The sequence below is a fragment of the Micromonospora sp. LZ34 genome (assembly GCF_052981855.1).
Genome location: NZ_JBRIQN010000002.1, coordinates 352,730 through 374,060, shown reverse-complemented (window position 1 = coordinate 374,060; position 21,331 = coordinate 352,730). Strand labels below are relative to the sequence as shown.

At 70.7% G+C, this 21,331-nt stretch carries 33 protein-coding genes; 2 read left to right on the top strand and 31 right to left on the bottom strand.

Translation table 11 applies throughout. The annotated features are described in order from the left end of the window. Nucleotides 1-38 precede the first annotated feature (38 nt). The gene (locus ACVCAH_RS04175; protein ID WP_447134671.1) at nt 39-581 is read left to right on the top strand and encodes a hypothetical protein; all 543 of its coding nucleotides are present in this window, start codon (nt 39-41) and stop codon (nt 579-581) included. A gap of 17 nt (nt 582-598) precedes the next feature. On the opposite strand, the gene ACVCAH_RS04170 is transcribed toward ACVCAH_RS04175, so the two are convergent. The 3 genes from ACVCAH_RS04170 to ACVCAH_RS04160 are packed head-to-tail and all read right to left on the bottom strand — an operon-like array spanning nt 599 to nt 3,926. Next, nucleotides 599-1,543: an aldo/keto reductase gene (locus tag ACVCAH_RS04170; RefSeq protein WP_447134721.1), complete on the bottom strand. Its 945-nt coding sequence runs from the start codon at nt 1,541-1,543 to the stop codon at nt 599-601. A gap of 56 nt (nt 1,544-1,599) precedes the next feature. Continuing rightward, nucleotides 1,600-3,279 (bottom strand): ABC-F family ATP-binding cassette domain-containing protein, encoded by a 1,680-nt coding sequence (locus ACVCAH_RS04165; RefSeq protein ID WP_447134670.1) that lies wholly within the window; start codon nt 3,277-3,279, stop codon nt 1,600-1,602. Nucleotides 3,280-3,320: 41 nt separating this feature from the next. After that, nucleotides 3,321-3,926: a class I SAM-dependent methyltransferase gene (locus tag ACVCAH_RS04160; protein WP_447134669.1), complete on the bottom strand. Its 606-nt coding sequence runs from the start codon at nt 3,924-3,926 to the stop codon at nt 3,321-3,323. 298 nt (nt 3,927-4,224) lie between these two features. Between ACVCAH_RS04160 and ACVCAH_RS04155 the strand changes: the two genes are divergently transcribed. Continuing rightward, nucleotides 4,225-5,280 (top strand): hypothetical protein, encoded by a 1,056-nt coding sequence (locus ACVCAH_RS04155; RefSeq protein ID WP_447134668.1) that lies wholly within the window; start codon nt 4,225-4,227, stop codon nt 5,278-5,280. A gap of 66 nt (nt 5,281-5,346) precedes the next feature. On the opposite strand, the gene truA is transcribed toward ACVCAH_RS04155, so the two are convergent. The 28 genes from truA to rpsS all read right to left on the bottom strand — a co-directional run bounded on the left by truA (nt 5,347) and on the right by rpsS (nt 21,331). Further along, a complete protein-coding gene (gene truA, locus ACVCAH_RS04150) occupies nt 5,347-6,177 on the bottom strand; it encodes a tRNA pseudouridine(38-40) synthase TruA (RefSeq protein ID WP_447134667.1) in 831 nt (276 codons plus the stop codon). A 69-nt stretch (nt 6,178-6,246) separates the two neighbouring features. Next, nucleotides 6,247-6,810: a 50S ribosomal protein L17 gene (gene rplQ, locus ACVCAH_RS04145; RefSeq protein ID WP_447134666.1), complete on the bottom strand. Its 564-nt coding sequence runs from the start codon at nt 6,808-6,810 to the stop codon at nt 6,247-6,249. Nucleotides 6,811-6,844: 34 nt separating this feature from the next. Beyond that, nucleotides 6,845-7,867, bottom strand: coding sequence for a DNA-directed RNA polymerase subunit alpha (locus tag ACVCAH_RS04140; protein WP_447134665.1), 1,023 nt, complete (start codon nt 7,865-7,867; stop codon nt 6,845-6,847). Nucleotides 7,868-7,963: 96 nt separating this feature from the next. Continuing rightward, nucleotides 7,964-8,590: a 30S ribosomal protein S4 gene (gene rpsD / locus ACVCAH_RS04135; RefSeq protein WP_447134664.1), complete on the bottom strand. Its 627-nt coding sequence runs from the start codon at nt 8,588-8,590 to the stop codon at nt 7,964-7,966. Between the two features lie 14 nt (nt 8,591-8,604). Continuing rightward, nucleotides 8,605-9,012, bottom strand: coding sequence for a 30S ribosomal protein S11 (gene rpsK, locus ACVCAH_RS04130; RefSeq protein ID WP_020513613.1), 408 nt, complete (start codon nt 9,010-9,012; stop codon nt 8,605-8,607). An 18-nt stretch (nt 9,013-9,030) separates the two neighbouring features. Beyond that, nucleotides 9,031-9,411, bottom strand: coding sequence for a 30S ribosomal protein S13 (rpsM, locus tag ACVCAH_RS04125; RefSeq protein WP_091290326.1), 381 nt, complete (start codon nt 9,409-9,411; stop codon nt 9,031-9,033). Nucleotides 9,412-9,672: 261 nt separating this feature from the next. Then, nucleotides 9,673-9,786, bottom strand: a complete 114-nt coding sequence (rpmJ, locus tag ACVCAH_RS04120; RefSeq protein WP_012184307.1) for a 50S ribosomal protein L36 — start codon at nt 9,784-9,786, stop codon at nt 9,673-9,675. A 91-nt stretch (nt 9,787-9,877) separates the two neighbouring features. After that, nucleotides 9,878-10,099 (bottom strand): translation initiation factor IF-1, encoded by a 222-nt coding sequence (infA, locus tag ACVCAH_RS04115; protein WP_007073013.1) that lies wholly within the window; start codon nt 10,097-10,099, stop codon nt 9,878-9,880. A 336-nt stretch (nt 10,100-10,435) separates the two neighbouring features. Then, a complete protein-coding gene (locus ACVCAH_RS04110; protein ID WP_447134663.1) occupies nt 10,436-10,990 on the bottom strand; it encodes a DUF1707 SHOCT-like domain-containing protein in 555 nt (184 codons plus the stop codon). A gap of 356 nt (nt 10,991-11,346) precedes the next feature. Beyond that, nucleotides 11,347-12,198, bottom strand: coding sequence for a type I methionyl aminopeptidase (gene map / locus ACVCAH_RS04105; RefSeq protein ID WP_447134662.1), 852 nt, complete (start codon nt 12,196-12,198; stop codon nt 11,347-11,349). Nucleotides 12,199-12,281: 83 nt separating this feature from the next. After that, nucleotides 12,282-12,935 (bottom strand): adenylate kinase, encoded by a 654-nt coding sequence (locus tag ACVCAH_RS04100; RefSeq protein ID WP_109905663.1) that lies wholly within the window; start codon nt 12,933-12,935, stop codon nt 12,282-12,284. Further along, nucleotides 12,936-14,264 carry a preprotein translocase subunit SecY gene (gene secY, locus ACVCAH_RS04095; RefSeq protein ID WP_447134661.1) on the bottom strand — a complete coding sequence of 443 codons (1,329 nt, stop codon included), beginning with the start codon at nt 14,262-14,264 and terminating at the stop codon, nt 12,936-12,938. A 234-nt stretch (nt 14,265-14,498) separates the two neighbouring features. Then, entirely contained in the window at nt 14,499-14,942 is a 444-nt protein-coding gene (rplO, locus tag ACVCAH_RS04090) for a 50S ribosomal protein L15 (RefSeq protein ID WP_447134660.1), read from the bottom strand. After that, nucleotides 14,942-15,124 (bottom strand): 50S ribosomal protein L30, encoded by a 183-nt coding sequence (rpmD, locus tag ACVCAH_RS04085; protein WP_012015110.1) that lies wholly within the window; start codon nt 15,122-15,124, stop codon nt 14,942-14,944. The genes rplO and rpmD overlap by 1 nt, the downstream gene beginning before the upstream one ends. Then, nucleotides 15,124-15,738, bottom strand: coding sequence for a 30S ribosomal protein S5 (gene rpsE, locus ACVCAH_RS04080; RefSeq protein ID WP_088997381.1), 615 nt, complete (start codon nt 15,736-15,738; stop codon nt 15,124-15,126). The genes rpmD and rpsE overlap by 1 nt, the downstream gene beginning before the upstream one ends. Nucleotides 15,739-15,771: 33 nt before the next feature. After that, nucleotides 15,772-16,161: a 50S ribosomal protein L18 gene (rplR, locus tag ACVCAH_RS04075; protein WP_447134659.1), complete on the bottom strand. Its 390-nt coding sequence runs from the start codon at nt 16,159-16,161 to the stop codon at nt 15,772-15,774. After that, entirely contained in the window at nt 16,158-16,700 is a 543-nt protein-coding gene (rplF, locus tag ACVCAH_RS04070) for a 50S ribosomal protein L6 (protein WP_447134658.1), read from the bottom strand. The genes rplR and rplF overlap by 4 nt, the downstream gene beginning before the upstream one ends. Nucleotides 16,701-16,716: 16 nt before the next feature. Then, entirely contained in the window at nt 16,717-17,124 is a 408-nt protein-coding gene (gene rpsH, locus ACVCAH_RS04065) for a 30S ribosomal protein S8 (protein WP_013288624.1), read from the bottom strand. 96 nt (nt 17,125-17,220) lie between these two features. After that, complete coding sequence (locus ACVCAH_RS04060; protein ID WP_007465272.1) at nt 17,221-17,406, bottom strand: type Z 30S ribosomal protein S14; 186 nt, start codon at nt 17,404-17,406, stop codon at nt 17,221-17,223. 1 nt (nt 17,407) lies between these two features. Beyond that, nucleotides 17,408-17,977: a 50S ribosomal protein L5 gene (rplE, locus tag ACVCAH_RS04055; protein ID WP_167179817.1), complete on the bottom strand. Its 570-nt coding sequence runs from the start codon at nt 17,975-17,977 to the stop codon at nt 17,408-17,410. Then, on the bottom strand, nt 17,977-18,297 hold the full coding sequence (gene rplX / locus ACVCAH_RS04050) for a 50S ribosomal protein L24 (protein WP_210406058.1): 321 nt from the start codon (nt 18,295-18,297) through the stop codon (nt 17,977-17,979). The genes rplE and rplX overlap by 1 nt, the downstream gene beginning before the upstream one ends. Further along, on the bottom strand, nt 18,294-18,662 hold the full coding sequence (gene rplN, locus ACVCAH_RS04045) for a 50S ribosomal protein L14 (protein ID WP_007073026.1): 369 nt from the start codon (nt 18,660-18,662) through the stop codon (nt 18,294-18,296). The genes rplX and rplN overlap by 4 nt, the downstream gene beginning before the upstream one ends. Nucleotides 18,663-18,759: 97 nt before the next feature. Next, nucleotides 18,760-19,035 carry a 30S ribosomal protein S17 gene (rpsQ, locus tag ACVCAH_RS04040; RefSeq protein ID WP_091262798.1) on the bottom strand — a complete coding sequence of 92 codons (276 nt, stop codon included), beginning with the start codon at nt 19,033-19,035 and terminating at the stop codon, nt 18,760-18,762. After that, the gene (rpmC, locus tag ACVCAH_RS04035; RefSeq protein WP_007073028.1) at nt 19,032-19,268 is read right to left on the bottom strand and encodes a 50S ribosomal protein L29; all 237 of its coding nucleotides are present in this window, start codon (nt 19,266-19,268) and stop codon (nt 19,032-19,034) included. The genes rpsQ and rpmC overlap by 4 nt, the downstream gene beginning before the upstream one ends. After that, the gene (rplP, locus tag ACVCAH_RS04030) at nt 19,268-19,693 is read right to left on the bottom strand and encodes a 50S ribosomal protein L16 (RefSeq protein ID WP_073834927.1); all 426 of its coding nucleotides are present in this window, start codon (nt 19,691-19,693) and stop codon (nt 19,268-19,270) included. The genes rpmC and rplP overlap by 1 nt, the downstream gene beginning before the upstream one ends. 3 nt (nt 19,694-19,696) lie before the next feature. Continuing rightward, on the bottom strand, nt 19,697-20,551 hold the full coding sequence (gene rpsC, locus ACVCAH_RS04025) for a 30S ribosomal protein S3 (RefSeq protein WP_088997378.1): 855 nt from the start codon (nt 20,549-20,551) through the stop codon (nt 19,697-19,699). Then, entirely contained in the window at nt 20,551-21,009 is a 459-nt protein-coding gene (gene rplV, locus ACVCAH_RS04020; RefSeq protein WP_447134657.1) for a 50S ribosomal protein L22, read from the bottom strand. The genes rpsC and rplV overlap by 1 nt, the downstream gene beginning before the upstream one ends. Nucleotides 21,010-21,049: 40 nt before the next feature. Beyond that, nucleotides 21,050-21,331, bottom strand: a complete 282-nt coding sequence (rpsS, locus tag ACVCAH_RS04015; RefSeq protein WP_007073032.1) for a 30S ribosomal protein S19 — start codon at nt 21,329-21,331, stop codon at nt 21,050-21,052.

Here is a 21,331-nt window from a genome sequence, read left to right as displayed (position 1 = left end):
GGAAGGGGCCCTCCCGCATCCGCAGTGAGGAGACGTCCGTGACGCGTACCTGGAAGGCGCTCGCCACCGTGTTCGTCGGGCTGGCCCTGGCCCTCCTGTCCGCGGCGCCGGCCGCGGCGCACACCGGGAAGCTCAGGCTGACCGTGGCCGGGGACGGGGCCGAGGGGGTCACCGTCCAGGCCACGTACGCCGACGGGCACCGGCTGGACAAGGTGGTCCGGTTGACGCTCACCGCCACCGGGCCGGACGGGCGGAAGGTCGGTCCCCTGCAACTGGAACCGGCGGCCGAGGGGCAAGGCTTCTATGTCAGCGGCCCGATCCTCTCCGCCGGCCGCTGGCGGGTCACGGTGAGCGCCCCGGCCCCGCACCGGGGCCAGGCCACCGCCGAGCTGCAGTCCCGCGCCGCCCAGTCGCCCCCGCCGGCCCCGGCGCCCGTCGCGGTGACCGGGCCGGCGGCCGACACCGCCGGGCGCGGGGCGGACGCCGGGTGGTGGCCGGTCGCTATGGCCGGCCTCGTGCTCGCCGCCGTGGCGGTGGCGATGGCGGTGCTGCTCAGCCGCCGCCGGACCAAGGCAGGGTGAGCGGTCTCGTCGCAGGGTCAGAGGATGGCGCGCAGGGCGTCCAGGTCCTCGTCGGAGGGCTGCCACGAGCCCGCGGCGGCGTTCGCGCGGACCTGCTCCGGCGTGGTCGCGCCGGCGATCACCGAGGTCACCGCCGGCTGGGCCGCCAGCCCGCCGATGGCCACCTGGAGCATGCTGAGCCCGCGCTCGTCCGCATACCGGCCGATCGCCTCGATGGTGTCCCAGTCGGCGGCGGCGAGGCGCTGCGCGTACCGGCCGCCGCCGGAGAGCCGGCTGCCGGGCGGCGGGGCCTGGTTCCGCTGGTACTTGCCGGTGAGCAGCCCGTTGGCCAGCGGGAAGAACGGCAGCAGCCCGAGGCCGAACCGCTCGCAGGCCGGCACCACCTCGGTCTCCACCGAGCGCTCCAGCAGGCTGTAGTGGTTCTGCGCGCTGATGAACCGGGTCCGGCCGGCGGACGAGGCCACCCAGTCGGCGTCCGCGATCTGCCAGCCGGCGAAGTTGGAGTTGCCCAGGTAGCGCACCTTGCCCGCGCGGACCAGGTCGTCCAGCGCGGCGAGGGTCTCGTCGATCGGGGTGCCCGGGTCGGGCTCGTGCATCTGGTACAGGTCGATGTGGTCGGTGCCGAGTCGGCGCAGCGACGCCTCCACCGCCCGCGCGATGTAGCGGCGCGCGCCCCGGGCGCCGAAGTCCGGCCCGTTCATGCCGTGCATGTCCATGCCGAACTTGGTGGCCACCACCACGTCGTCCCGGCGGCCCTTGAGCGCCTGACCCAGCAGTTCCTCCGAGCCGCCCTGCGGCTCGCCGTAGATGTCGGCGGTGTCGAAGAAGTTGATCCCGGCGTCCAGCGCGGCGTCGACCACCGCCCGGGTGCCGTCGAGGTCGAGCTTGCGGCCGAAGTTGTTGCAGCCGATGCCGACGACGGACACCACGAGCCCGGAGTCGCCCAGCCGGCGGTAGGTCATCTCAGTCACGAGATCAACCCTATGCCGGCCGGGCGTTCCGCCGCCTGGCGGACGGCTCAGCCGACGTCCCAGACCGGCTCGGTGGTCTCCACCACCTCGCCGTCGCCGCGGAAGAGCACGAACCGGTCGAAGGAGCGGGTGAACCACCGGTCGTGGGTCACCGCGACCACCGTGCCCTCGAACGCGGCCAGCCCGGCCTCCAGCGCCTCCGCGCTGGCCAGGTCCAGGTTGTCGGTGGGCTCGTCGAGCAGCAGCAGGGTCGCCCCGGAGAGCTCCAGCAGCAGCACCAGGAAGCGCGCCTGCTGGCCGCCGGAGAGGGTGCCGAACCGCTGGTCGCCCTGCCCGGCCAGCTCGTACCGGGACAGCGCCGCCATCGCCGCGTGCCGGTCCATGCCGGCCCGGTGCTCGTCGCCCCGCCAGAGGATCTCCACCAGGGTCTTGGCCATCAGCTCCGGCCGGTCGTGGGTCTGCGAGAAGTGGCCGGGCCGCACCCGCGCGCCCAGCCGGGCGACCCCGTCGTGCACGACCGGCGCGAGCGCCGCGGCGCCGTCGACCGGGCCGTTGGCCGGGTCCGGGTCGGTGCCGCCCCGGGCCAGCAGCCGCAGGAAGTGCGACTTGCCGGTGCCGTTCGCGCCGAGCACCGCGACCCGGTCGCCGTACCAGATCTCCAGGTCGAACGGGTAGGTCAGGCCGTCGAGCTCCAGCTTGTCGCAGATCACCGAGCGCTTGCCGGTCCGCCCGCCGGTCAGCCGCATCCGGATGTCCTGGTCCTTCGGCGGTACGGGCGGCGGCCCGGCCTCCTCGAACTTGCGCAGCCGGGTCTGCGCGGCCTGGTAGCGCGAGGCCATCCCGTCGTTGTACGCGGCCTTCTGCTTGTACATCAGCACCAGGTCCTTCAGCTTCTGGTGCTCCTCGTCCCAGCGCCGGCGCAGCTCGTCCAGCCGGGCGTGCCGGGCCACCCGGGCCTCGTGCCAGCTCGCGAAGCCGCCCGGGTGCACCCAGGCGCTGCCGCCCTCTACCGCGATCACCCGGTCGGCGGTGTGCGCGAGCAGCTCCCGGTCGTGCGAGACGTAGAGCACGGACTTGGCCGACTCGCGCAGCCGGGCCTCCAGCCAGCGCTTGCCGGGCACGTCGAGGAAGTTGTCCGGCTCGTCGAGGAGCAGCACCTCGTCGGGGCCGCGCAGCAGCAGTTCCAGCGCGAAACGCTTCTGCTGGCCGCCGGAGAGGGTCCGTACCGGGCGCTCCCGGGCGGTCTCCCAGGGCAGGTCCAGCACGATGGTGGCGACGGTGTCGAAGAGCACCTCGGCGTCGTACCCGCCGGCCTCCCCCCAGACGGCGAGGGCGTCCGCGTACGCCAGCTGCGCCTTGCCGGCGGCGGTGCTGTACTTGCCGCGCACCTCGGCCGCCCGCATCGCCGCCTCGGTCTCGGCCAGCCGGCGCCCGGCGTCGCGCAGGGCCGGCGGGGCGAGCGACAGCGCCAGGTCGGCGAGCGTCGACTCGTCGCCGATCATCCCGATGAACTGGCGCATCACGCCCAGCCCTCCGGTACGCGCGATCGCGCCGGTCTTCACCGGCAGGTCGCCCGCGACCATCCGCAGCAGCGTGGTCTTGCCGGCGCCGTTCGGCCCGACCAGTGCCACCTTGGCGCCCTCACCGACCCGGAACGAGACGTCGGTGAAGAGCTCCCGGCCGTCGGGAAGGATGTGCCCGACCGCTGCCACGTCCACGTATCCCACGCGGGCATCCTGCCCGAGGGGCGGGCGCGGGCGACACTCGATTACCGGGTGACCCGGAGCACCCGGTAGCCCTTCTGGCTGGCGCGCCGCTCGACCTGCCAGCCCTGCTCGACCAGCCAGCGGTGCAGCGAGTCGCCGCCGAGGTTCCGTGCGACGACCAGCCAGGCGGTCCCGTCCGGGGCGAGCCGGGGCAGCCAGCGCCGCAGCACCTCGTGCAGCTCCGCCTTGCCGATATGGATCGGCGGGTTGGACCAGATCTGGGCGAAGTTGAGGTCGGCAGGCACGTCGTCCGGCGCGGCCACCCGGACCCGGTCGGCGGCCCCGACCCGGGCGGCGTTGGCCGCGGTGAGGTCGCGGGCCCGCTGGTTGACGTCGACCGCCCAGACGGTGGCGGCCGGCGCGCTGGTGGCCAGTACGCAGGTGATCGGCCCGAAGCCGCAACCCACGTCGAGCAGCGGGCCCGCGGCGTCGCCCGCCGGCAGGTCGGCCTTGCGCAGCAGCACCGCCGTGCCGGGATCGAGCCGGGCGGCGGAGAAGACACCACTGGCCGAGGCGAGGGTGTAGTCGCGCCCGGCGACGGAGAACTCGACCTCGCGCGGCTGGGCGGGGGTCGTGGGTTCAGCGGTGAAGTAGTGGTCGCCGGTCACGCCGGCAATTCTCGCACCGCCGTCACCCGGCGCCGGCCGGGGCCGCCGGGCGTCGGCGAAGCACGCGGTCGGCACGACACGAAACGCCCCGCGTCACAATTTCCCATTATTATCCCCTAAAGGGACAATGCCTCCTACTCTGGGCGGCATGGTGTATCGGTACGAGTCCGATGAGGACGCATACGTTGAGTACCCGGAGCCCGGGTCCGACCGGTCGGTGCTCGGCGCCGGTCCGCCACCTCCGGCCGGGCCTTCCCCATCCCGCTTCCCGACCCCGTCGCTGCCGCGAGCCACCCGGATGGCGCCGCCTCCCGAGCCGGTGTCGCCCCGCGACCCGGTGCCGGCGGTCGAACCGCCCCGCGCCGAGACGTACGCCCCGGCGGCACCGGTCGACCCGCCCGGCGGCTACGCCCCGGCCCCGCCGGTCGACCCGCCCGGCGGCTTCACCCCGGCCGCACCGGTCGACCCGCCCGGCAGCTACGCCCCGGCCCCGCCGGTCGACCCGCCCGGCAGCTACGCCCAGTCCCAGCCGGCCGAGCCGCCCCGGGCCCGACGCGGCGGCGGTCGCATGTGGCAGGTGCTGATCGGGGGCGCCGCCGTCCTGGTGCTGCTCGCCCTCTGCGGCCTCGGCGCCGCCGCCCTGCTGATGGACCGCACCGGCGGTGACCCGCAGCCCGAGGCGAGCAACCAGCCCGGCGTCGCCCAGTCCGCCGCACCCGAGGCCGACCACCTCGACTCCCGGGACACCGACCAGGCCCCGCTGACCGCCAAGGAGCTCTTCCCGGGCAAGCAGCTCGTGCTCGGCGAGGGGCAGCCCGCCTACCAGGTGCTGAAGACCCACTCCAGCGCCAGCTGCGCGGTGGCGGCCACCGACGAGATCGCCGACCTGCTGGTCCGGCTCGGGTGCAGCCAGGTGGTCCGGGCGACGCTGCGGACGCCCGACGGCGACCACCTGGTCACCACCGGCCTGTTCAACCTGACCGACCGGGCCAGCGCCGAGCGGGCCCGGGACCAGATCCGGCAGATGCTCGACGAGCAGCAGGGCCGGTTCCGTGGCATGGCCGCCGATGCGGGCACCGAGGCCATGGCCAGCGCCCCGGCCCGGGTGGGCTGGCAGGTACGCGGCCACTACCTCGCCTACGCGGTGGTGGCCCGGGCCGACGGCGAGGCCATCAGGTCCGGCGACACTGCGGTCCGCGAGATCCTCTTCGACGTGATCGAGCTGCACCTGAACCAGGGCGTCCTGGAACGGCGCGCCGACGGCGGCGTGGCCGGCCAGCCGACCGCGGGTGGGACCGACGACGGAACCGGGGCCGACAACGGCGCCGGTCAGGACGAACTGCCGGGCGACTGACCGGGTGGACCCGACGAGACACGGGTGCGCGGCCACCGGTCGCGCACCCGTGGCCTGTCCGGGGGGTCAGGACTCGGTGGGCATCCGCAGCCGGCGGGTCAGCTCGGCGCGGCGGGCGTACTCGGCCGGGTCGTCCGGGTATCCGACCGCCACCAGGGTGAGCCCGTGCGCCGGCGCCACGGTCACCTCGCTGGACCGCTCCCGTCGGGTCAGCAGACCGGCGGGCCAGTCGACCGGCCGGCGGCCGTCCCCCGCCACCAGCATCGCGCCGACCAGGCTGCGCACCATCGCCTGACAGAACGCGTCCGCCTGTATGGTGGCCACCAGCACGCCGTCCGGGTCGCGCCGCCAGTCCAGCCGGGTCACCTCGCGCAGCGTGGTGGCGTTCTCCTTGCGCCGGCAGTACGCGGCGAAGTCGTGTTCCCCCACCAGCCCGGCCGCCGCGGCGTTCAGCGCGGCCAGGTCCAGGTGCTTCGGCCAGGCCAGGATCTCGTGCCGGCGCAGCGGCTCGGCGCCGTGCGGGGCGTCGGTGACCCGGTACTCGTAGCGGCGGAAGGTGGCCGAGAACCGGGCGTCGAAGTCCGCCGGCACCTCGGTCATCGCGCGTACCCGCACGTCGGTGGGGAGCAGCCGGGCCAGCCGGCGCAGCAGCGTGCCCTCGCGCTCCCGCCAGACCGCGGTGGGCAGGTCGAGGTGGCAGACCTGGCCGGTGGCGTGCACCCCGGCGTCGGTCCGGCCGGCCACGGTCAGCCCGGTCGCGACGCCCGCGCCGAGCACGAGGTCGAGGGTCTGCACGAGCACCCCGGCGACCGTACGACGGGTCGGCTGGGCGGCCCAGCCGGAGAAGTCGGTGCCGTCGTACGCGACGTCCAACCGCAGCCGGGTGCGCTCGTCCACTCGTACCTCCCCCTCACGGGTCGGGCCCGGCACCCCGTGAGGGATGCCGGGCCCGACGGTGGCCCTGGATCAGGCCTTGTCGTTCTCGCCGGCCTCGTCGCTGTCCTCGCGAGCGGCCGCGGTGTCACCGGACGCCGACACCGGCGCCTCGGCGTCCTGGTCGCCCGAGTTGTTCGCCTGCGGGGTCTCCTCCGCCGGCGCGAGCGCCTCGACCTTGTCCTGCTGCGCGGCCTTGCGGGCGGCCGCCTTCTTGTTCGCCTTCGGCTCGGCGACCTGCAGCTCCTCGACCAGCTCGATGATCGCCATCGGAGCGGCGTCACCCTTGCGCGGACCGGTCTTCACGATCCGGGTGTAACCGCCGTTGCGGTTGGCGTACCGCGGCGCGATCTGGTCGAACAGGGCGTAGACCACGTCCTTGTCCTTGACGACGCCCAGCACCCGCCGGCGGGACGCCAGGTCGCCGCGCTTGGCCTTGGTGATGAGCTGCTCGGCCAGCGGACGCAGCCGCCGGGCCTTCGTCTCGGTGGTCTGGATCTTGCCGTGCTGGAACAGCGCGGTGGCCAGGTTGGCCAGCATCAGCCGCTCGTGCGCGGGGCTGCCGCCGAGGCGGGGGCCCTTGGTGGGCGTGGGCATGCTTGGTGCTCCTCAGGTGTGGCGGCAGCGCGGACTAGAGCTGCTCGGTCTCGCGGTAGTCGTCGGTGTCGTAGTCGGCCTCGCCGAAGGCGTCCACGACGTGCGCCGGATCGAAGTTCGGAGCCGAGTCCTTCAGCCCCAGCCCCATCCCGGCGAGCTTCATCTTGACCTCGTCGATCGACTTCTGGCCGAAGTTGCGGATGTCGAGGAGGTCGGCCTCGGTACGCCCGATGAGCTCACCAACGGTGTTGATGCCCTCGCGCTTGAGGCAGTTGTAGGAGCGGACGGTGAGGTCCAGCTCCTCGATCGGCAGGGCCAGGTCCGCCGCCAGCTGGGCGTCCTGCGGGGACGGCCCGATGTCGATACCCTCGGCGGTCTCGTCCAGCTCCCGGGCCAGCCCGAAGAGCTCCACCAGCGTCGAACCGGCGGAGGCCAGCGCGGTACGCGGACCCATCGACGGCTTGGTCTCGACGTCGATGATCAGCCGGTCGAAGTCGGTCCGCTGCTCGACACGGGTGGCCTCGACCCGGTAGGTGACCTTCAGCACCGGCGAGTAGATCGAGTCGACCGGGATCCGGCCGATCTCGGCGCCGGCCTGCTTGTTCTGCGCCGCCGTGACGTAGCCCCGGCCCCGCTCGACGGTCAGCTCCATGTCGAGCCGGCCCTTGCCGTTCAGGGTGGCGAGCTTCAGGTCCGGGTTGTGCACCGAGACGCCGGCCGGCGGCTGGATGTCACCCGCGGTCACGTCGCCCGGGCCCTGCTTGCGCAGGTACATGCTGACCGGCTCGTCGTGCTCGGAGCTGACGCAGAGCTCCTTGATGTTCATGACGAGCTCGACCACGTCCTCCTTGACCCCGGGGATCGTGGTGAACTCGTGCAGCACCCCGTCGATCTTGATCGAGGTGACCGCCGCACCCGGGATGGACGACAGCAGCGTACGCCGCAGCGAGTTGCCCAGGGTGTAGCCGAAGCCCGGCTCCAGCGGCTCGATGGTGAACCGGGAGCGGGTGTCGTTGATCGACTCTTCGGAAAGAGACGGTCGCTGGCTGATGAGCATGTCTTCTCTTCTCTTCCGGGGCGCCCGCTATATGACGCCCACGACACAAACTGTTCCGGTGGCCCGCCCCGGAGGGCGGGCCACCGCAACGAGCCCTTACTTGGAGTAGAGCTCGACGATCAGCTGCTCCTGGACCTGGGTGTCGATCACCTGGCGGGACGGGAGCGAGTGCACGAGGATCTTCATCTGGCTCGGGATGGCCTCCAGCCACGCCGGAACCGACCGCGAACCGGCCTGAGCCTGCGCCACCACGAACGGGGTGAGCTCCTTGCTCTTGCCCCGGACCTCGATGATGTCGTGCTCCTTGACGCGGTACGACGGGATGTCGACCTTCTTGCCGTTCACCGTGAAGTGGCCGTGCTTGACCAGCTGGCGGGCCTGGTCACGGGAGCTGGCGTAGCCGGCCCGGTAGACCACGTTGTCCAGCCGCGACTCGAGGATCTGCAGGAGAACCTCGCCGGTCTTGGCCTTCTTGCCCACGGCCTCTTCGTAGTAACCGCGGAACTGCTTCTCCAGCACGCCGTAGACACGACGGGCCTTCTGCTTCTCACGGAGCTGGAGCAGGTACTCCGTCTCCTTCGTGCGGCCGCGGCCGTGCTGCCCGGGCGGGAACGGCCGGGACTCGAACGGGCACTTCGGGCCATCGCACTTGCTGCCCTTGAGGAACAGCTTCATCTTCTCCCGCCGGCAACGGCGGCAGTCAGCACCGGTGTAACGAGCCATCTCTCTCTAACCTCTCAGACCCGGCGACGCTTCGGCGGACGGCAACCGTTGTGCGGCTGCGGGGTGACGTCGGCGATCTGACCGACCTCGAGCCCGGCTGCCTGCAGCGAACGGATGGCGGTCTCCCGGCCGGAGCCGGGGCCCTTGACGAACACGTCGACCTTGCGCATGCCGTGCTCCATCGCCCGACGCGCGGCGGCCTCGGCGGCCAGCTGCGCGGCGAACGGGGTCGACTTGCGGGAGCCCTTGAAGCCCACCTGGCCCGAGGAGGCCCAGGAGATGACCGCACCGGTCGGGTCGGTGATCGACACGATGGTGTTGTTGAAGGTGCTCTTGATGTGCGCCTGCCCGTGGGCGACGTTCTTGCGTTCCTTGCGCCGGACCTTCTTGACGGCGGCTCCGGCACGAGCCTTCGGTGGCATAAGTCTGTGCGCTCCTAGTTACTTCTTGCCGGGCTTCTTCTTGCCGGCGACGGTCCGCTTCGGGCCCTTGCGGGTCCGCGCGTTGGTCTTGGTCCGCTGGCCACGCACGGGCAGGCCCCGGCGGTGCCGGATGCCGGCGTAGCAGCCGATCTCGACCTTGCGGCGGATGTCAGCGGCGACCTCGCGGCGCAGGTCGCCTTCAACCTTGTAGTTGCCCTCGATGTGATTGCGGAGCTGGACCAGCTCCTCGTCAGTGAGGTCCCGAACGCGCTTGTCCGGCGAGATGCCGGTGGCGGCGAGCGTCTCCAGGGCGCGGGTGCGACCCACGCCGAAGATGTAGGTGAGCGCGATCTCCATCCGCTTCTCGCGGGGAAGGTCGACGCCGACTAGACGTGCCATGTGCGGGCGTACTCCTCGTGGTGTTGTGCGGAGGTGTGGACCCGTCCCACCCCGCTACCGACCATCCCGTCCTTCCGGCGCTTTCCGCGCCGGCGACCGGGTCGGTCGCTGCCCGAGCGGGCCCCGGCCTCCGACCGGGGGTCAACCACGAGGGAGTACGCGCTGCGTACCGCTCGCGGCTGGGACGAGCTAGGTGATGTGTTGTCTGGATCTGCGGCCCGGACCGATCCGACCGGCCGTGTCACGACCGGTGGGACTGGTTCAGCCCTGGCGCTGCTTGTGGCGCGGGTCGGTGCAGATGACCATGACCCGGCCGTGCCGGCGGATCACCCGGCACTTGTTGCAGATCCTCTTGACGCTCGGCTTGACCTTCACGGTTGCCTTACTTCCCATCTGGCCCGGACTCGCGACGAGGCGCGACCCGGACGTCGAAGACGGACACGGGACGTTCCGGCCGTCGTCAGGCTTACTTGTAGCGGTAGACGATGCGCCCGCGGGTCAGGTCGTACGGCGAGAGTTCGACGACGACCCGGTCCTCCGGCAGGATGCGGATGTAGTGCTGCCGCATCTTGCCGCTGATGTGAGCCAGCACCTTGTGACCGTTCGCGAGCTCCACCCGGAACATGGCGTTCGGCAGGGGCTCGATGACCCGACCCTCGATCTCAATGGCTCCGTCTTTTTTCGGCATGTCCTCCGCTGTCCTGACGTCGGTTGCTCCGGACGGCCCACAACGTCTTACACGGGTGACTGACCATGATCAGAAAGCCCGCGCCAGCCGCGGCTCCGAGTCCCACCGAAGCGCTAGGTGGGCATGCCGGAGTGGACGCTGTGCGCCGATCAGTCAGTGTACGCCCGCCCGCGCGCCGTCGCCAAACCGGCCACCAGCGGATTCACCGTACCGGGCGAAACCGGCATCAAGCCGACGAGGCGAGCCGGTTCGGGCCCAGGCTCTCGCCCGCCCGGGCCCGGCCGCTCCGGGTCCCTGGTCCGCTCCGGGCCCCGATCCGCTCCGGGCGCCGGGCCGCTACGCGTCCGGACCGCCGGTCTCCAGCGCCCGCCGCCGGGCCCGCTTCGCCAGCTTCCGCCGGCGCCGGCGCTCCCGCTCGGCCGTCCACCGCTGCGGCTCGCCCCCGACCCCCCCGGTGACGGTACGCACCAGCAGCACCGCGCCCCACGGCCCGGCCACCCAGCCGGGCCAGAAGTAGAGCAGGTCCCGGGCGAACAGGGACGTCACCGCCCAGATCGCCACGACGATCGGCACCACCTGGAGGTACGGCAGCCAGACCTCGGCCAGCCAGCGGGCGGTCGCCGGCCGGGCGGCGACCGGTCCGGTCGGCGCGGAGGTGGCGTCGGGCTCCGCGAGCGCGTACGCGACCGGCGGCGCGACCGGCGGCGCGACCGCCGGCAGATCCGTCACCAGCGCGTCCAGTTCCGCGTACGTCCGGGCGGCGTACGCCCGCTGTAACCGCTCGTCGTACTCGTACAGGCTCAGCCGGCCCTCGTTGAGCGCCACCCGCAACCGGTCGGCCACCGCCTCGCGGTCGGCGTCGGCGGCCCGCATCCCCTCGCGCCCCTCCATGCCCGCAAGCATGCCACCACCCCACCACCACCAACTCCCCGACAACCCACCCCGATCCGACCCGCCGGTCCCAGCAGCCGTGATCATGGACTTCGCGTCACGATTGACCGGTCCGGTGACGCCAAGTCCATGATCAACGGACTGGGACGGGCCGGGGCTGGGCGGTTTGGTGGGATTGGGCTGAGCCGAGGCTCGGCTCGGCCGGGCCGAGGGCCGGGCTGGGCCGGGCGCAGGGGGCTGGGCTGGGGCAGCCGGGACCGCTCCACCTGGAGCGAGTACCCAGCGGAGCGGGCGGGGCGTCGACCTCAGCGGCGCAACGGCTGGGCCGGGGCGAGGGCTGGGCTGAGCTGGGGAGGTCAGGGGGCTGGGGAGCCGGCGGGTTGCCGGGCGGTGACCAGGTCGCCCAGGCGGGCACGGCCGCCGTCCTCGGCGGTCAGCACCCACACCCCGTCGGGGAGCAGCGCCATGGTGTGCTCGACGTGCGCCGCGACCGACCTGTCCCGGGTCACCACGGTCCAGCCGTCGGCCAGCTCCGTCGTCCGGGGCGAGCCCATGGTGATCATCGGCTCGATCGCCAGCGCTAGGCCGGGCACCAGGCGCGGTCCCTTGCCCGGCCGCCCGTGGTTGAGCACGTGCGGGTCCTGGTGCATCTCGGTGCCGATGCCGTGCCCGCCGTAGCCGTCGACGATGCCGTACCGGCCACCCCGGCGGACCGCGTCCTCCACGGCGTGCGAGATGTCGGTCAGCCGGCCCCTGCCGCTGGCCGCACCGCGCGCCGCCACGGCGATCCCGGCCCACATGGCGTCCTCGGCCACCTTGGCCATCCGCAGCAGGGCCGGGTCGACCTCGCCCACGCCGACCGTGATGGCGGCGTCGCCGTGCCAGCCGTTCAGCACCGCACCGCAGTCGATCGAGATCAGGTCGCCCTCGCGGAGCACCTGCTCGGGTGCCGGGATCGCGTGCACCACCTGTTCGTTGACCGAGGAGCAGATGGACGCCGGAAAGCCGTGGTAGCCCTTGAACGAGGGGACGGCCCCGGCCTCGCGGATGGTCGACTCGGCGATCGCGTCCAGGTCGGCGGTGCTGACCCCGGGGGCGACCGCCTCCCGCATCCGGCGCAGCGCCTCGGCGACCACCAGACCGGCGGCGCGCATCTTTTCGATCTGTTCGGGGGTCTTCAGCTGGATGTCCAGCTGGGGACGACGCATGGAGCCGTTACCTTTCGTTGCCGAACAGCAGGGCAGGCCGGGCGTACCCCGCTGTTCGCACTCTATCCGCCGTGGGCGGGACGTCAGCCGCCGTACGAGCGCAGGGCGTCGATGGCGCGGACGGTGACGTCCTCCACCGGGCCGGTGGCGTCGATGCCGACGAGCTTGCCCTGGGCGCCGTAGTAGTCGACCAGCGGCGCGGTCTTCTCCGCGTACTCCCGCAGCCGGGCGGCGATGGTCTCCGGCTTGTCGTCGTCACGCTGGAACAGCTCGGCGCCGCAGCGGTCGCAGATGCCGTCCCGGGTGGTCGGGTCGAACTCGACGTGCCAGATCTTGCCGCAGCCCCGGCAGGTCCGCCGGCCGGAGAGCCGGCGGATCACCTCGTCGTCGTCGACGACCAGTTCCAGCACCAGGTCGAGCGCGGTGCCCAGGTCGGCCAGGAGCTTGTCGAGCGCGGCGGCCTGCGGGGTCGTCCGGGGAAAGCCGTCGAGCAGGAAGCCCTCGCTGGCGTCCGGCTCGGCGAGCCGGTCCCGGACCATGTTGATGGTGACCTCGTCCGGCACGAGCTTGCCAGCGTCCATGTAGCGCTTCGCCTCGACGCCGAGCGGGGTCCCCTGCGACACGTTGGCCCGGAAGATGTCCCCGGTCGAGATCTTCGGCACCGAGAGGTGCGCGGCGATGAACTCGGCCTGCGTGCCCTTGCCCGCGCCCGGCGGGCCAACCAGAACGAGTCTCATCTACCGCAGGAACCCTTCGTAGTTCCGCTGCATGAGTTGGCTCTCGATCTGCTTGGTGGTCTCCAGACCGACGCCGACCATGATCAGCACAGCGGTACCGCCGAACGGGAAGTTCAAGTACTGCTGCTTGTCCAGCCAGATGAAGAAGAAGTTCGGCAGGATCGAGATGACGCCCAGGTAGAGCGCGCCCGGCAGGGTGATCCGGCTGAGGATGAAGTCCAGGTAGTCGGCGGTCGGCTTGCCGGGACGGATGCCCGGCACGAAGCCGCCGTACTTCTTCATGTTGTCCGCGACCTCGGTCGGGTTGAACGTGATCGAGACGTAGAAGTACGTGAAGAAGATGATCAGCAGGAAGTAGACCGCGATGTAGATCGGGCTGGTCGGGTCGACCAGGTTGTTCTGGATCCACGCCTGGGTCTTGCCCGGGTTGGTCTGGTCGAAGAACTGCAGCGCCAGCTGCGGCAGGTAGAGCAGCGACGAACCGAAGATGACCGGGATGACGCCCGCCTGGTTGACCTTCAGCGGGATGTAGGTCGAGGTGCCGCCGTACATCCGCCGGCCGATCATCCGCTTGGCGTACTGGACCGGGATCCGGCGCTGCGCCTGCTCGATGAAGGTGACCGCGGTGATGACCACCAGAACCAGCGCGATGACCAGGAAGAACTTCCACCAGCCCTGGCTCTGCTTGATCTGCCAGCCCTCGCTGGGGAGCCGGGCGGCGATCGAGGTGAAGATCAGCACGGACATGCCGTTGCCCACGCCGCGGTCGGTGATCAGCTCGCCGAGCCACATGACCACGCCGGTGCCGGCGGTCATCGTCATGACCAGGATGGTCAGGGTCAGCCAGTCCGGGATGCCGGTGCCCACGGGGATGATCGGGAACTGGTCGCACTGGTTGTTGAACAGCTGCCCGGAGCGGGCCAGCGCGACGAACGCCGAGGCCTGCAGGACGCCGAGGCCCAGGGTCAGGTAGCGGGTGTACTGGGTGATCTTCGCCTGGCCGGCCTGGCCCTCCTTGCGGAGCTGCTCCAGCCGCGGGATCACCACGGTCAGCAGCTGCAGGATGATCGACGCGGTGATGTAGGGCATGATGCCCAGCGCGAAGACCGAGAGCTGCAGCAGCGCGCCGCCGGAGAAGAGGTTGAGCAGGTTCAGGACGCTCGTGGAGTCGCCCTGGATGGTGTCGAGGCACTTCTGCACGTTGCCGTAGGACACACCGGGGCTGGGCAAGGTGGCGCCGAGCCGGTAGACCGCGATGATGCCTACTGTGAACAGCAGCTTCTTGCGCAGGTCAGGCGTACGGAACGCACTGAGAAAGGCGGACAGCAACTTCTTCCTCCTGCGCGAGGCGGGCCGCCGGGATCCCTGGCGGGTCGGGGTGGGTGCCGGGCGAGCGCCCGATATCCATAGCTGGGAAGGGACTCTAACAGCCCGATCCCGGTCCGGGCAGATGTGCCCGGCTACATAAACCGAGTTTGATGTTACCCGGCGCACATGGGCCAGGTAGACCATGGCGCCCGCCAGTTGGGAGCAACTGGACGGGCGCCACGGGTCGTTCAGTCCTTACAGCTCGGTGACCGAGCCGCCGGCCGCGGTGATCTTCTCCTTGGCCGACGCGCTGAACGCGTGCGCCGACACCTGGAGCGCCACCCCGCCGAGGTCACCGGTGCCGAGCACCTTGACCGGCTGGCCCTTGCGGACCGCGCCGGCCTCGACCAGCTCCAGCGGGCCGACCTGGCCGCCGTTCGGGAACAGCTCGGCGAGCCGGTCCAGGTTGACCACCTGGAAGACCACCTTGAACTTGTTCTTGAAGCCCTTCAGCTTCGGCAGGCGCATGTGGATGGGCATCTGCCCACCCTCGAACGCCGCCGAGATGTTCTTGCGGGCCTTCGAACCCTTGGTACCGCGACCGGCGGTCTTGCCCTTGGAGCCCTCACCGCGACCCACACGGGTCTTCGCGGTCTTGGCACCCGGCGCCGGACGCAGGTGGTGGACCTTGATCGTCATTACTCGACCTCCTCGACCTTTACGAGGTGGTTCACAGTGAAGATCATGCCGCGGATCTCGGGCCGGTCCTCCTTGACCACCACGTCGTTGATCCGCTTGAGACCGAGCGAACGCAGCGAGTCACGCTGGTTCTGCTTGGTCCCGATCTCGGACCGGACCTGGGTGACCTTGAGACGTGCCATCAGGAAGCCACCCCCGCCCGCGACGCCAGCATGGCGGCCGGCGCGACGTCCTCCACCGGCAGGCCACGGCGCTGGGCGACGGCCTCGGGGGACTCGAGCCCCTTCAGCGCCGCCACGGTGGCGTGCACGATGTTGATCGGGTTGGACGACCCGAGGCTCTTGGAGAGCACGTCGTGGATGCCCGCGCACTCCAGCACGGCACGCACCGGCCCACCGGCGATGACGCCCGTACCGGCGGAGGCCGGCTTGAGCAGCACCACGCCGGCGGCGTCCTCGCCCTGCACCGGGTGCGGGATCGACTGACCGATCCGCGGCACCTTGAAGAAGTGCTTCTTGGCCTCCTCGACACCCTTGGCGATCGCCGCGGGCACCTCCTTGGCCTTTCCGTAGCCCACGCCGACCGTGCCGTCGCCGTCGCCCACGATCACCAGGGCGGTGAAGCTGAAGCGACGACCACCCTTCACGACCTTGGCGACGCGGTTGATCGCGACGACCCGCTCGAGGTGCGGGGTCTTCTCGACGGGCGCGTTTCCGCGGCCGCCCTCACGGCGGTTGTCGCGGCGACCACCCTCGTTGCCACCGGACCCGCCGCCACGGCGCTGTTGACCTGGCATCAGCAGCCTTCCTTCTCTCTCGTGACGGGGTTGTTAGAACTCGAGCCCGGCTTCGCGGGCGGCATCGGCCAGCGCGGCGACCCGCCCCGCGTACCGGTTGCCACCGCGGTCGAAGACGACCTTGGAGATGCCGGCGGCCTTGGCCCGCTCGGCGAGCAGGGCGCCGACCTTGCCGGCCAGGGCGCTCTTGTCGCCCTCCGCACCGCGCAGCGACGCGTCCAGGGTCGAGGCCGACGCCAGGGTGTGACCCTTGGTGTCGTCCACGATCTGGGCGACGATGTGCCGCAGAGAGCGGGTGACCACGAGGCGGGGACGCTCGGCGGTACCGCTGACGTTCTTGCGGACCCGGAAGTGCCGACGCGCACGCCCGACGGCGCGCTTGGCGGCAACGCCGCGGCGGCGCTTGAGCAGCGTGGCGCTCACTTCTTACCTGCCTTTCCAGCCTTGCGGCGGATGACCTCGCCCTGGTACTTGACACCCTTGCCCTTGTAGGGCTCCGGCGGACGGATCTTCCGGATGTTGGCGGCGACCTCGCCGACCAGCTGCTTGTCGATGCCGGCCACGTGGAACAGGGTCGGCCTCTCCACCGTGAAGGTGATGCCGTCCGGCGCGGGCACCAGCACCGGGTGCGAGAACCCGAGCGCGAACTCGAGGTCCTTGCCCTTGGCGGTGACCCGGTAACCGGTGCCGGCGATCTCCAGGCTCTTACGGTAGCCCTCGGTGACACCGACGATCATGTTGGCGACCAGGGTACGGCTCAGGCCGTGCAGCTCCTTGGCCTTGCGCTCGTCGTTCGGGCGGTTGACGTTCAGCTGCCCGTCCTCGGCCCGCTCGATGGTGATCGGCTCGGCCAGGGTATGCGACAGCTCGCCCTTCGGGCCCTTGACCTTGACGGTCTGGCCCTCGATGGTGATGTCGACGCCGGCTGGTACCGGGATCGACTTACGTCCAATACGCGACATTTCTACCTGTCTCCCGTTACCAGACGAAGGCGAGGACTTCCCCGCCAACGCTCCGCTTGCGGGCCTGCCGGTCGGTGAGCAGCCCCTGGGACGTCGAAATGATCGCCACGCCCAGCCCGCCGAGCACCCGCGGGAGCCCGTCCGACTTGGCGTACACCCGGAGACCGGGCTTGGACACGCGCTTGATGCCGGCCAGGCTCCGCTCCCGGTTCTGGCCGTACTTCAGCTCGACGACCAGTCGCTTGCCGACGGCGCCCTCCTCGGGCTCCTCGACCGACCAGGTGGCGATGTAACCCTCGGCCTTCAGGACCTCGGCGATGTTCGCCTTGATCTTGGAGTAGGGCATCGTCACCCGGTCGTGGTACGCCTGGTTGGCGTTACGCAGACGCGTGAGCATGTCTGCGATCGGGTCGGTCATCGTCATGAAATTCGTCAACCTTTCTCGCCGGGGTTCCCCGGGCCAGGCCCGGGGCCTACGGCGAAGAGACAGTTCAGCTGACGCGCGAAGCGCGCCGGGCTATTACCAGGAAGCCTTGGACACGCCGGGCAGCTCACCGCGGTGGGCCATCTCCCGGATGCACACCCGGCAGAGACCGAACTTGCGGTAGACCGCCTTCGGACGCCCGCACCGCTGGCAGCGGGTGTACGCGCGAACCGAGAACTTCGGCTTCGCGGCCGCCTTGATGATCAGCGCCTTCTTGGCCATCTCAGTTCTCCTTGAACGGGAAGCCCAGGAGCTTGAGCAGCGCCCGGCCCTCGTCGTCGGTCGTGGCGGTCGTGACCACCGTGATGTCCATGCCCCGCTGGCGATCGATCTTGTCCTGGTCGATCTCGTGGAACACCGACTGCTCGGTCAGACCGAACGTGTAGTTGCCGTGCCCGTCGAGCTTGCGCCCGTCCAGACCGCGGAAGTCACGGATACGCGGCAGCGCGATGGAGAGCAGCCGGTCCAGGAACTCCCACATCCGGTCGCCGCGGAGGGTCACCTTCGCACCGATCGGCATGCCCTCGCGCAGCTTGAACTGCGCGATGGACTTGGTCGCCCGCCGCACCTGCGGCTTCTGGCCGGTGATGGTGGCCAGGTCGCGCACGGCGCCGTCGATCAGCTTGGCGTCCCGGGCGGCCTCGCCGACACCCATGTTGACGACGATCTTGACCAGCCGCGGCACCTGCATGGGGTTGCCGTAGGTGTACTGCTCGCGCAGCTGGGCCACGATCTCGTTGCGGTACCGCTCCTTGAGGCGCGGCATGGTCTTGGTTTCGGTAGCCGTGCTCATCACAGGTCCTTACCGGTGCTACGCGCGATGCGGACCTTCTGGCCGTTATCGTCGATCCGGTAGCCGACGCGGGTCGGCTTCCCGTCGGAGTCCAGGACCTGCACGTTCGAGACGTGGATCGGGGCCTCCTGGGTGACGATGCCGCCGGTCTTGGCGCCACGCTGGGTGGTGCTGATGCGGGTGTGCTTCTTGACCCGGTTCACGCCCTCGACCAGGATCTTGTCCTGCCGCGGGTAGGCCGCGATGACCTTGCCCTTGGCGCCCTTGTCCTTGCCGGCGATGACGACGACCGTGTCGCCCTTCTTGACCTTCACGGTCACAACACCTCCGGCGCGAGAGAAATGATCTTCATGAACCGCTTGTCCCGCAGCTCCCGACCCACCGGGCCGAAGATGCGGGTGCCGCGCGGGTCCCCACCGTCCTTGATGATGACGGCGGCGTTCTCGTCGAAGCGGATGTACGAGCCGTCCGGGCGCCGCTTCTCCTTGGCCGTGCGAACGACGACCGCCTTGACGACGTCGCCCTTCTTCACACCGGCACCCGGGATCGCGTCCTTAACGGTGGCCACGATGACGTCGCCGATGCTCGCGTAGCGCCGACCGGAGCCACCGAGAACCCGGATGCACAGGATCTCCCGGGCACCCGTGTTGTCGGCGACGCGCAGTCGCGACTCCTGCTGAATCACGTCTATCTCCTATGTCTGCCGGTTCTCCGGCCGCACGAGGCGGCCGGAGCCTGGCGGAACCTGCGCCCGACCGATACCGGCCGAGCTCGAGCCTTCGCTACTTGGCCTTCTCGAGGATCTCCACGAGCCGCCACCGCTTGGTGGCGGAGAGCGGCCGGGTCTCCATGATCAGGACCCGGTCGCCGATGCCGGCCGAGTTCTGCTCGTCGTGCACCTTCAGCTTGCTGGTCCGGCGCATGATCTTGCCGTACAGCGCGTGCTTGACCCGGTCCTCGACCTCGACCACGACGGTCTTTTCCATCTTGTCGCTGACCACGAGGCCCTCACGCACCTTGCGGCGGGCCCGCGCGGCGGCGGTGGTGTTCTCGCTCATGATGCAGTCACCTCAGTCGGCGCGGCCGAGAGCCCCAGCTCGCGCTCACGCATGATCGTGTAGATCCGGGCGATCTCCCGACGGATGACCTGCAGCCGCCGGTTGTTGTCCAGCTGCCCGGTTGCGGCCTGCACGCGGAGGTTGAACAGCTCCGCCTTGGCCTCACGCAGCTTCGTGACCAGCTCCTCCTCGGAGAGCTCACGCAGCTCGGAGGCCTTAACGCCCGCTGCCATCAGGATTCACCCACTTCGCGCGTCACAATGCGGCACTTCATCGGGAGCTTGTGGATCGCGCGACGCATCGCCTCTCGCGCGATCTGCTCGTTGGGGAAGGACATCTCGAAGAGCACCCGCCCCGGCTTGACGTTGGCGACCCACCACTCGGGCGAGCCCTTACCGGAACCCATCCGGGTTTCCGCCGGCTTCTTGGTCAGGGCCTGGTCCGGGAAGATCGTGATCCAGACCTTGCCACCACGCTTGATGTGGCGGGTCATCGCGATACGCGCCGACTCGATCTGGCGGTTCGTCACGTACGCCGGCTCGAGAGCCTGGATCCCGAACTCGCCGAAGACCACCCGGTTACCGCCCTTGGACGCGCCGTGGCGGTCCGGGTGGTGCGGCTTGCGGAAGCCCTTCGGGGGCTTGCGCGGCATCAGCATCTGTCAGCCCTCCTGCTGCGTTTCTGCCGCGGCGGCGACGGCGGCGGGGTCCACCGCGTCACCACTCGGCGTCTCGGCCTGCTGCGCGAGCGTGGTCGCGGCGGCCCGGCCGGCCTCGGTGCCGCCGGCGGTCGTGCCGGACGAACCGGACCGACCACGGCGCGGCCGCTCGGGGCGGTCGCCGCGCTCACGGCGCGGGCGCGACGGCGCCTCGGCCGGGGTCTCCCGACCCGGCACCGCGTCGCCCTTGTAGATCCAGACCTTCACGCCGATCCGGCCGAAGGTGGTACGGGCCTCGAAGAAGCCGTACTCGATGTTGGCCCGCAGCGTGTGCAGCGGGACCCGGCCCTCGCGGTAGAACTCGGTCCGGCTCATCTCGGCGCCGCCGAGGCGGCCCGAGACCTGCACCCGGATGCCCTTGCAGACCGGGTTCTTCATCGCCGACTGCATGGCCTTGCGCATCGCCCGCCGGAAGCTGACCCGGCTGGACAGCTGCTCGGCCACGCCCTGGGCGACCAGCTGCGCGTCCGACTCGGGGCTCTTCACCTCGATGATGTTCAGCTGGACCTGCTTGCCGGTCAGCTTCTCGAGCTCGCCGCGGATCCGGTCGGCCTCCGCACCCTTCCGGCCGATGACGATGCCCGGCCGGGCGGTGTGGATGTCGACCCGGACCCGGTCGCGGGTGCGCTCGATGTCGACCTTGGAGATCCCGGCGCGCTCGAGGCCCTTGGACATCATCCGGCGGATCTTGACGTCCTCGCCGATGTAGTCCTTGTAGAGCTTGTCCGCGAACCAGCGGGACTTCCAGTCGGTCGAGATGCCGAGCCGGAACCCGTGCGGGTGAACCTTCTGACCCATTACTCCGCGCCCTCCGTGTTGCTCTGCGTCTCGGCCGGCGCGGCCTGCTTCGCCGGGGCCGCCTTCTTCGCCGCGGCCTTCTTCGGCGCGGCCGGCGCCACCGCCTCCACCGCGACCGTGATGTGGCAGGTCCGCTTGCGGATCCGGTAAGCCCGGCCCTGCGCCCGCGGCTGGAACCGCTTCATGGTCGGGCCCTCGTCCACGTACGCCTCGCTGACGAGCAGCGCGTCGGGGTCCAGCCGCTCGTTGTTCTCCGCGTTGGCGATCGCGCTCGCGAGCACCTTGTACACCTGCTCGCTCGCAGCCTGCGGCGCGAACTGCAGCACCGTGAGCGCCTCCTTCGCGGGCAGGCCGCGGACGAGGTTGACCACCCGGCGCGCCTTCATCGGCGAGATGCGCACGTGCCGCGCAACCGCCCGCGCGCCCGGAAGCACCGGAGCGTCGCCCTTTCCTGGCATCGCTGTAACCCCTTGTTCCTCTATCCGTATGCCCGCGGCGTCAGCGCCGACGGCTCTTCCGGTCGTCCTTCTCGTGACCCTTGAACGTGCGGGTCAGCGCGAACTCGCCGAGCTTGTGCCCGACCATCGCCTCGGTCACGAACACCGGGACGTGCTTGCGTCCGTCGTGCACCGCGATCGTGTGACCCAGCATCTCCGGGATGATCGTCGAGCGCCGCGACCAGGTCTTGATGACGTTCTTCGAACCCTTGTCGTTCTGCGTCTCCACCTTCTTGAGCAGGTGGTCGTCGACGAACGGGCCCTTCTTCAGGCTGCGAGGCAT

Excerpts from the sequence above, each read along its gene's own strand:
- ACVCAH_RS04170 (WP_447134721.1), bottom strand. The coding sequence starts at position 1,543 with ATGACCTACCGCCGGCTGGGCGACTCCGGGCTCGTGGTGTCCGTCGTC.
- ACVCAH_RS04155 (WP_447134668.1), top strand. The coding sequence starts at position 4,225 with ATGGCGCCGCCTCCCGAGCCGGTGTCGCCCCGCGACCCGGTGCCGGCG.
- rplQ (WP_447134666.1), bottom strand. The coding sequence starts at position 6,810 with ATGCCCACGCCCACCAAGGGCCCCCGCCTCGGCGGCAGCCCCGCGCAC.
- ACVCAH_RS04140 (WP_447134665.1), bottom strand. The coding sequence starts at position 7,867 with ATGCTCATCAGCCAGCGACCGTCTCTTTCCGAAGAGTCGATCAACGAC.
- rpsD (WP_447134664.1), bottom strand. The coding sequence starts at position 8,590 with ATGGCTCGTTACACCGGTGCTGACTGCCGCCGTTGCCGGCGGGAGAAG.
- rpsK (WP_020513613.1), bottom strand. The coding sequence starts at position 9,012 with ATGCCACCGAAGGCTCGTGCCGGAGCCGCCGTCAAGAAGGTCCGGCGC.
- rpsM (WP_091290326.1), bottom strand. The coding sequence starts at position 9,411 with ATGGCACGTCTAGTCGGCGTCGACCTTCCCCGCGAGAAGCGGATGGAG.
- infA (WP_007073013.1), bottom strand. The coding sequence starts at position 10,099 with ATGCCGAAAAAAGACGGAGCCATTGAGATCGAGGGTCGGGTCATCGAG.
- ACVCAH_RS04110 (WP_447134663.1), bottom strand. The coding sequence starts at position 10,990 with ATGGAGGGGCGCGAGGGGATGCGGGCCGCCGACGCCGACCGCGAGGCG.
- map (WP_447134662.1), bottom strand. The coding sequence starts at position 12,198 with ATGCGTCGTCCCCAGCTGGACATCCAGCTGAAGACCCCCGAACAGATC.
- ACVCAH_RS04100 (WP_109905663.1), bottom strand. The coding sequence starts at position 12,935 with ATGAGACTCGTTCTGGTTGGCCCGCCGGGCGCGGGCAAGGGCACGCAG.
- rplO (WP_447134660.1), bottom strand. The coding sequence starts at position 14,942 with ATGACGATCAAGGTCCACCACCTGCGTCCGGCGCCGGGTGCCAAGACC.
- rpmD (WP_012015110.1), bottom strand. The coding sequence starts at position 15,124 with ATGGCACGTCTCAAGGTCACCCAGGTCCGGTCCGAGATCGGGACCAAG.
- rpsE (WP_088997381.1), bottom strand. The coding sequence starts at position 15,738 with ATGCCAGGTCAACAGCGCCGTGGCGGCGGGTCCGGTGGCAACGAGGGT.
- rplF (WP_447134658.1), bottom strand. The coding sequence starts at position 16,700 with ATGTCGCGTATTGGACGTAAGTCGATCCCGGTACCAGCCGGCGTCGAC.
- rpsH (WP_013288624.1), bottom strand. The coding sequence starts at position 17,124 with ATGACGATGACCGACCCGATCGCAGACATGCTCACGCGTCTGCGTAAC.
- ACVCAH_RS04060 (WP_007465272.1), bottom strand. The coding sequence starts at position 17,406 with ATGGCCAAGAAGGCGCTGATCATCAAGGCGGCCGCGAAGCCGAAGTTC.
- rplE (WP_167179817.1), bottom strand. The coding sequence starts at position 17,977 with ATGAGCACGGCTACCGAAACCAAGACCATGCCGCGCCTCAAGGAGCGG.
- rpsQ (WP_091262798.1), bottom strand. The coding sequence starts at position 19,035 with ATGAGCGAGAACACCACCGCCGCCGCGCGGGCCCGCCGCAAGGTGCGT.
- rpmC (WP_007073028.1), bottom strand. The coding sequence starts at position 19,268 with ATGGCAGCGGGCGTTAAGGCCTCCGAGCTGCGTGAGCTCTCCGAGGAG.
- rplP (WP_073834927.1), bottom strand. The coding sequence starts at position 19,693 with ATGCTGATGCCGCGCAAGCCCCCGAAGGGCTTCCGCAAGCCGCACCAC.
- rpsC (WP_088997378.1), bottom strand. The coding sequence starts at position 20,551 with ATGGGTCAGAAGGTTCACCCGCACGGGTTCCGGCTCGGCATCTCGACC.
- rplV (WP_447134657.1), bottom strand. The coding sequence starts at position 21,009 with ATGCCAGGAAAGGGCGACGCTCCGGTGCTTCCGGGCGCGCGGGCGGTT.
- rpsS (WP_007073032.1), bottom strand. The coding sequence starts at position 21,331 with ATGCCTCGCAGCCTGAAGAAGGGCCCGTTCGTCGACGACCACCTGCTC.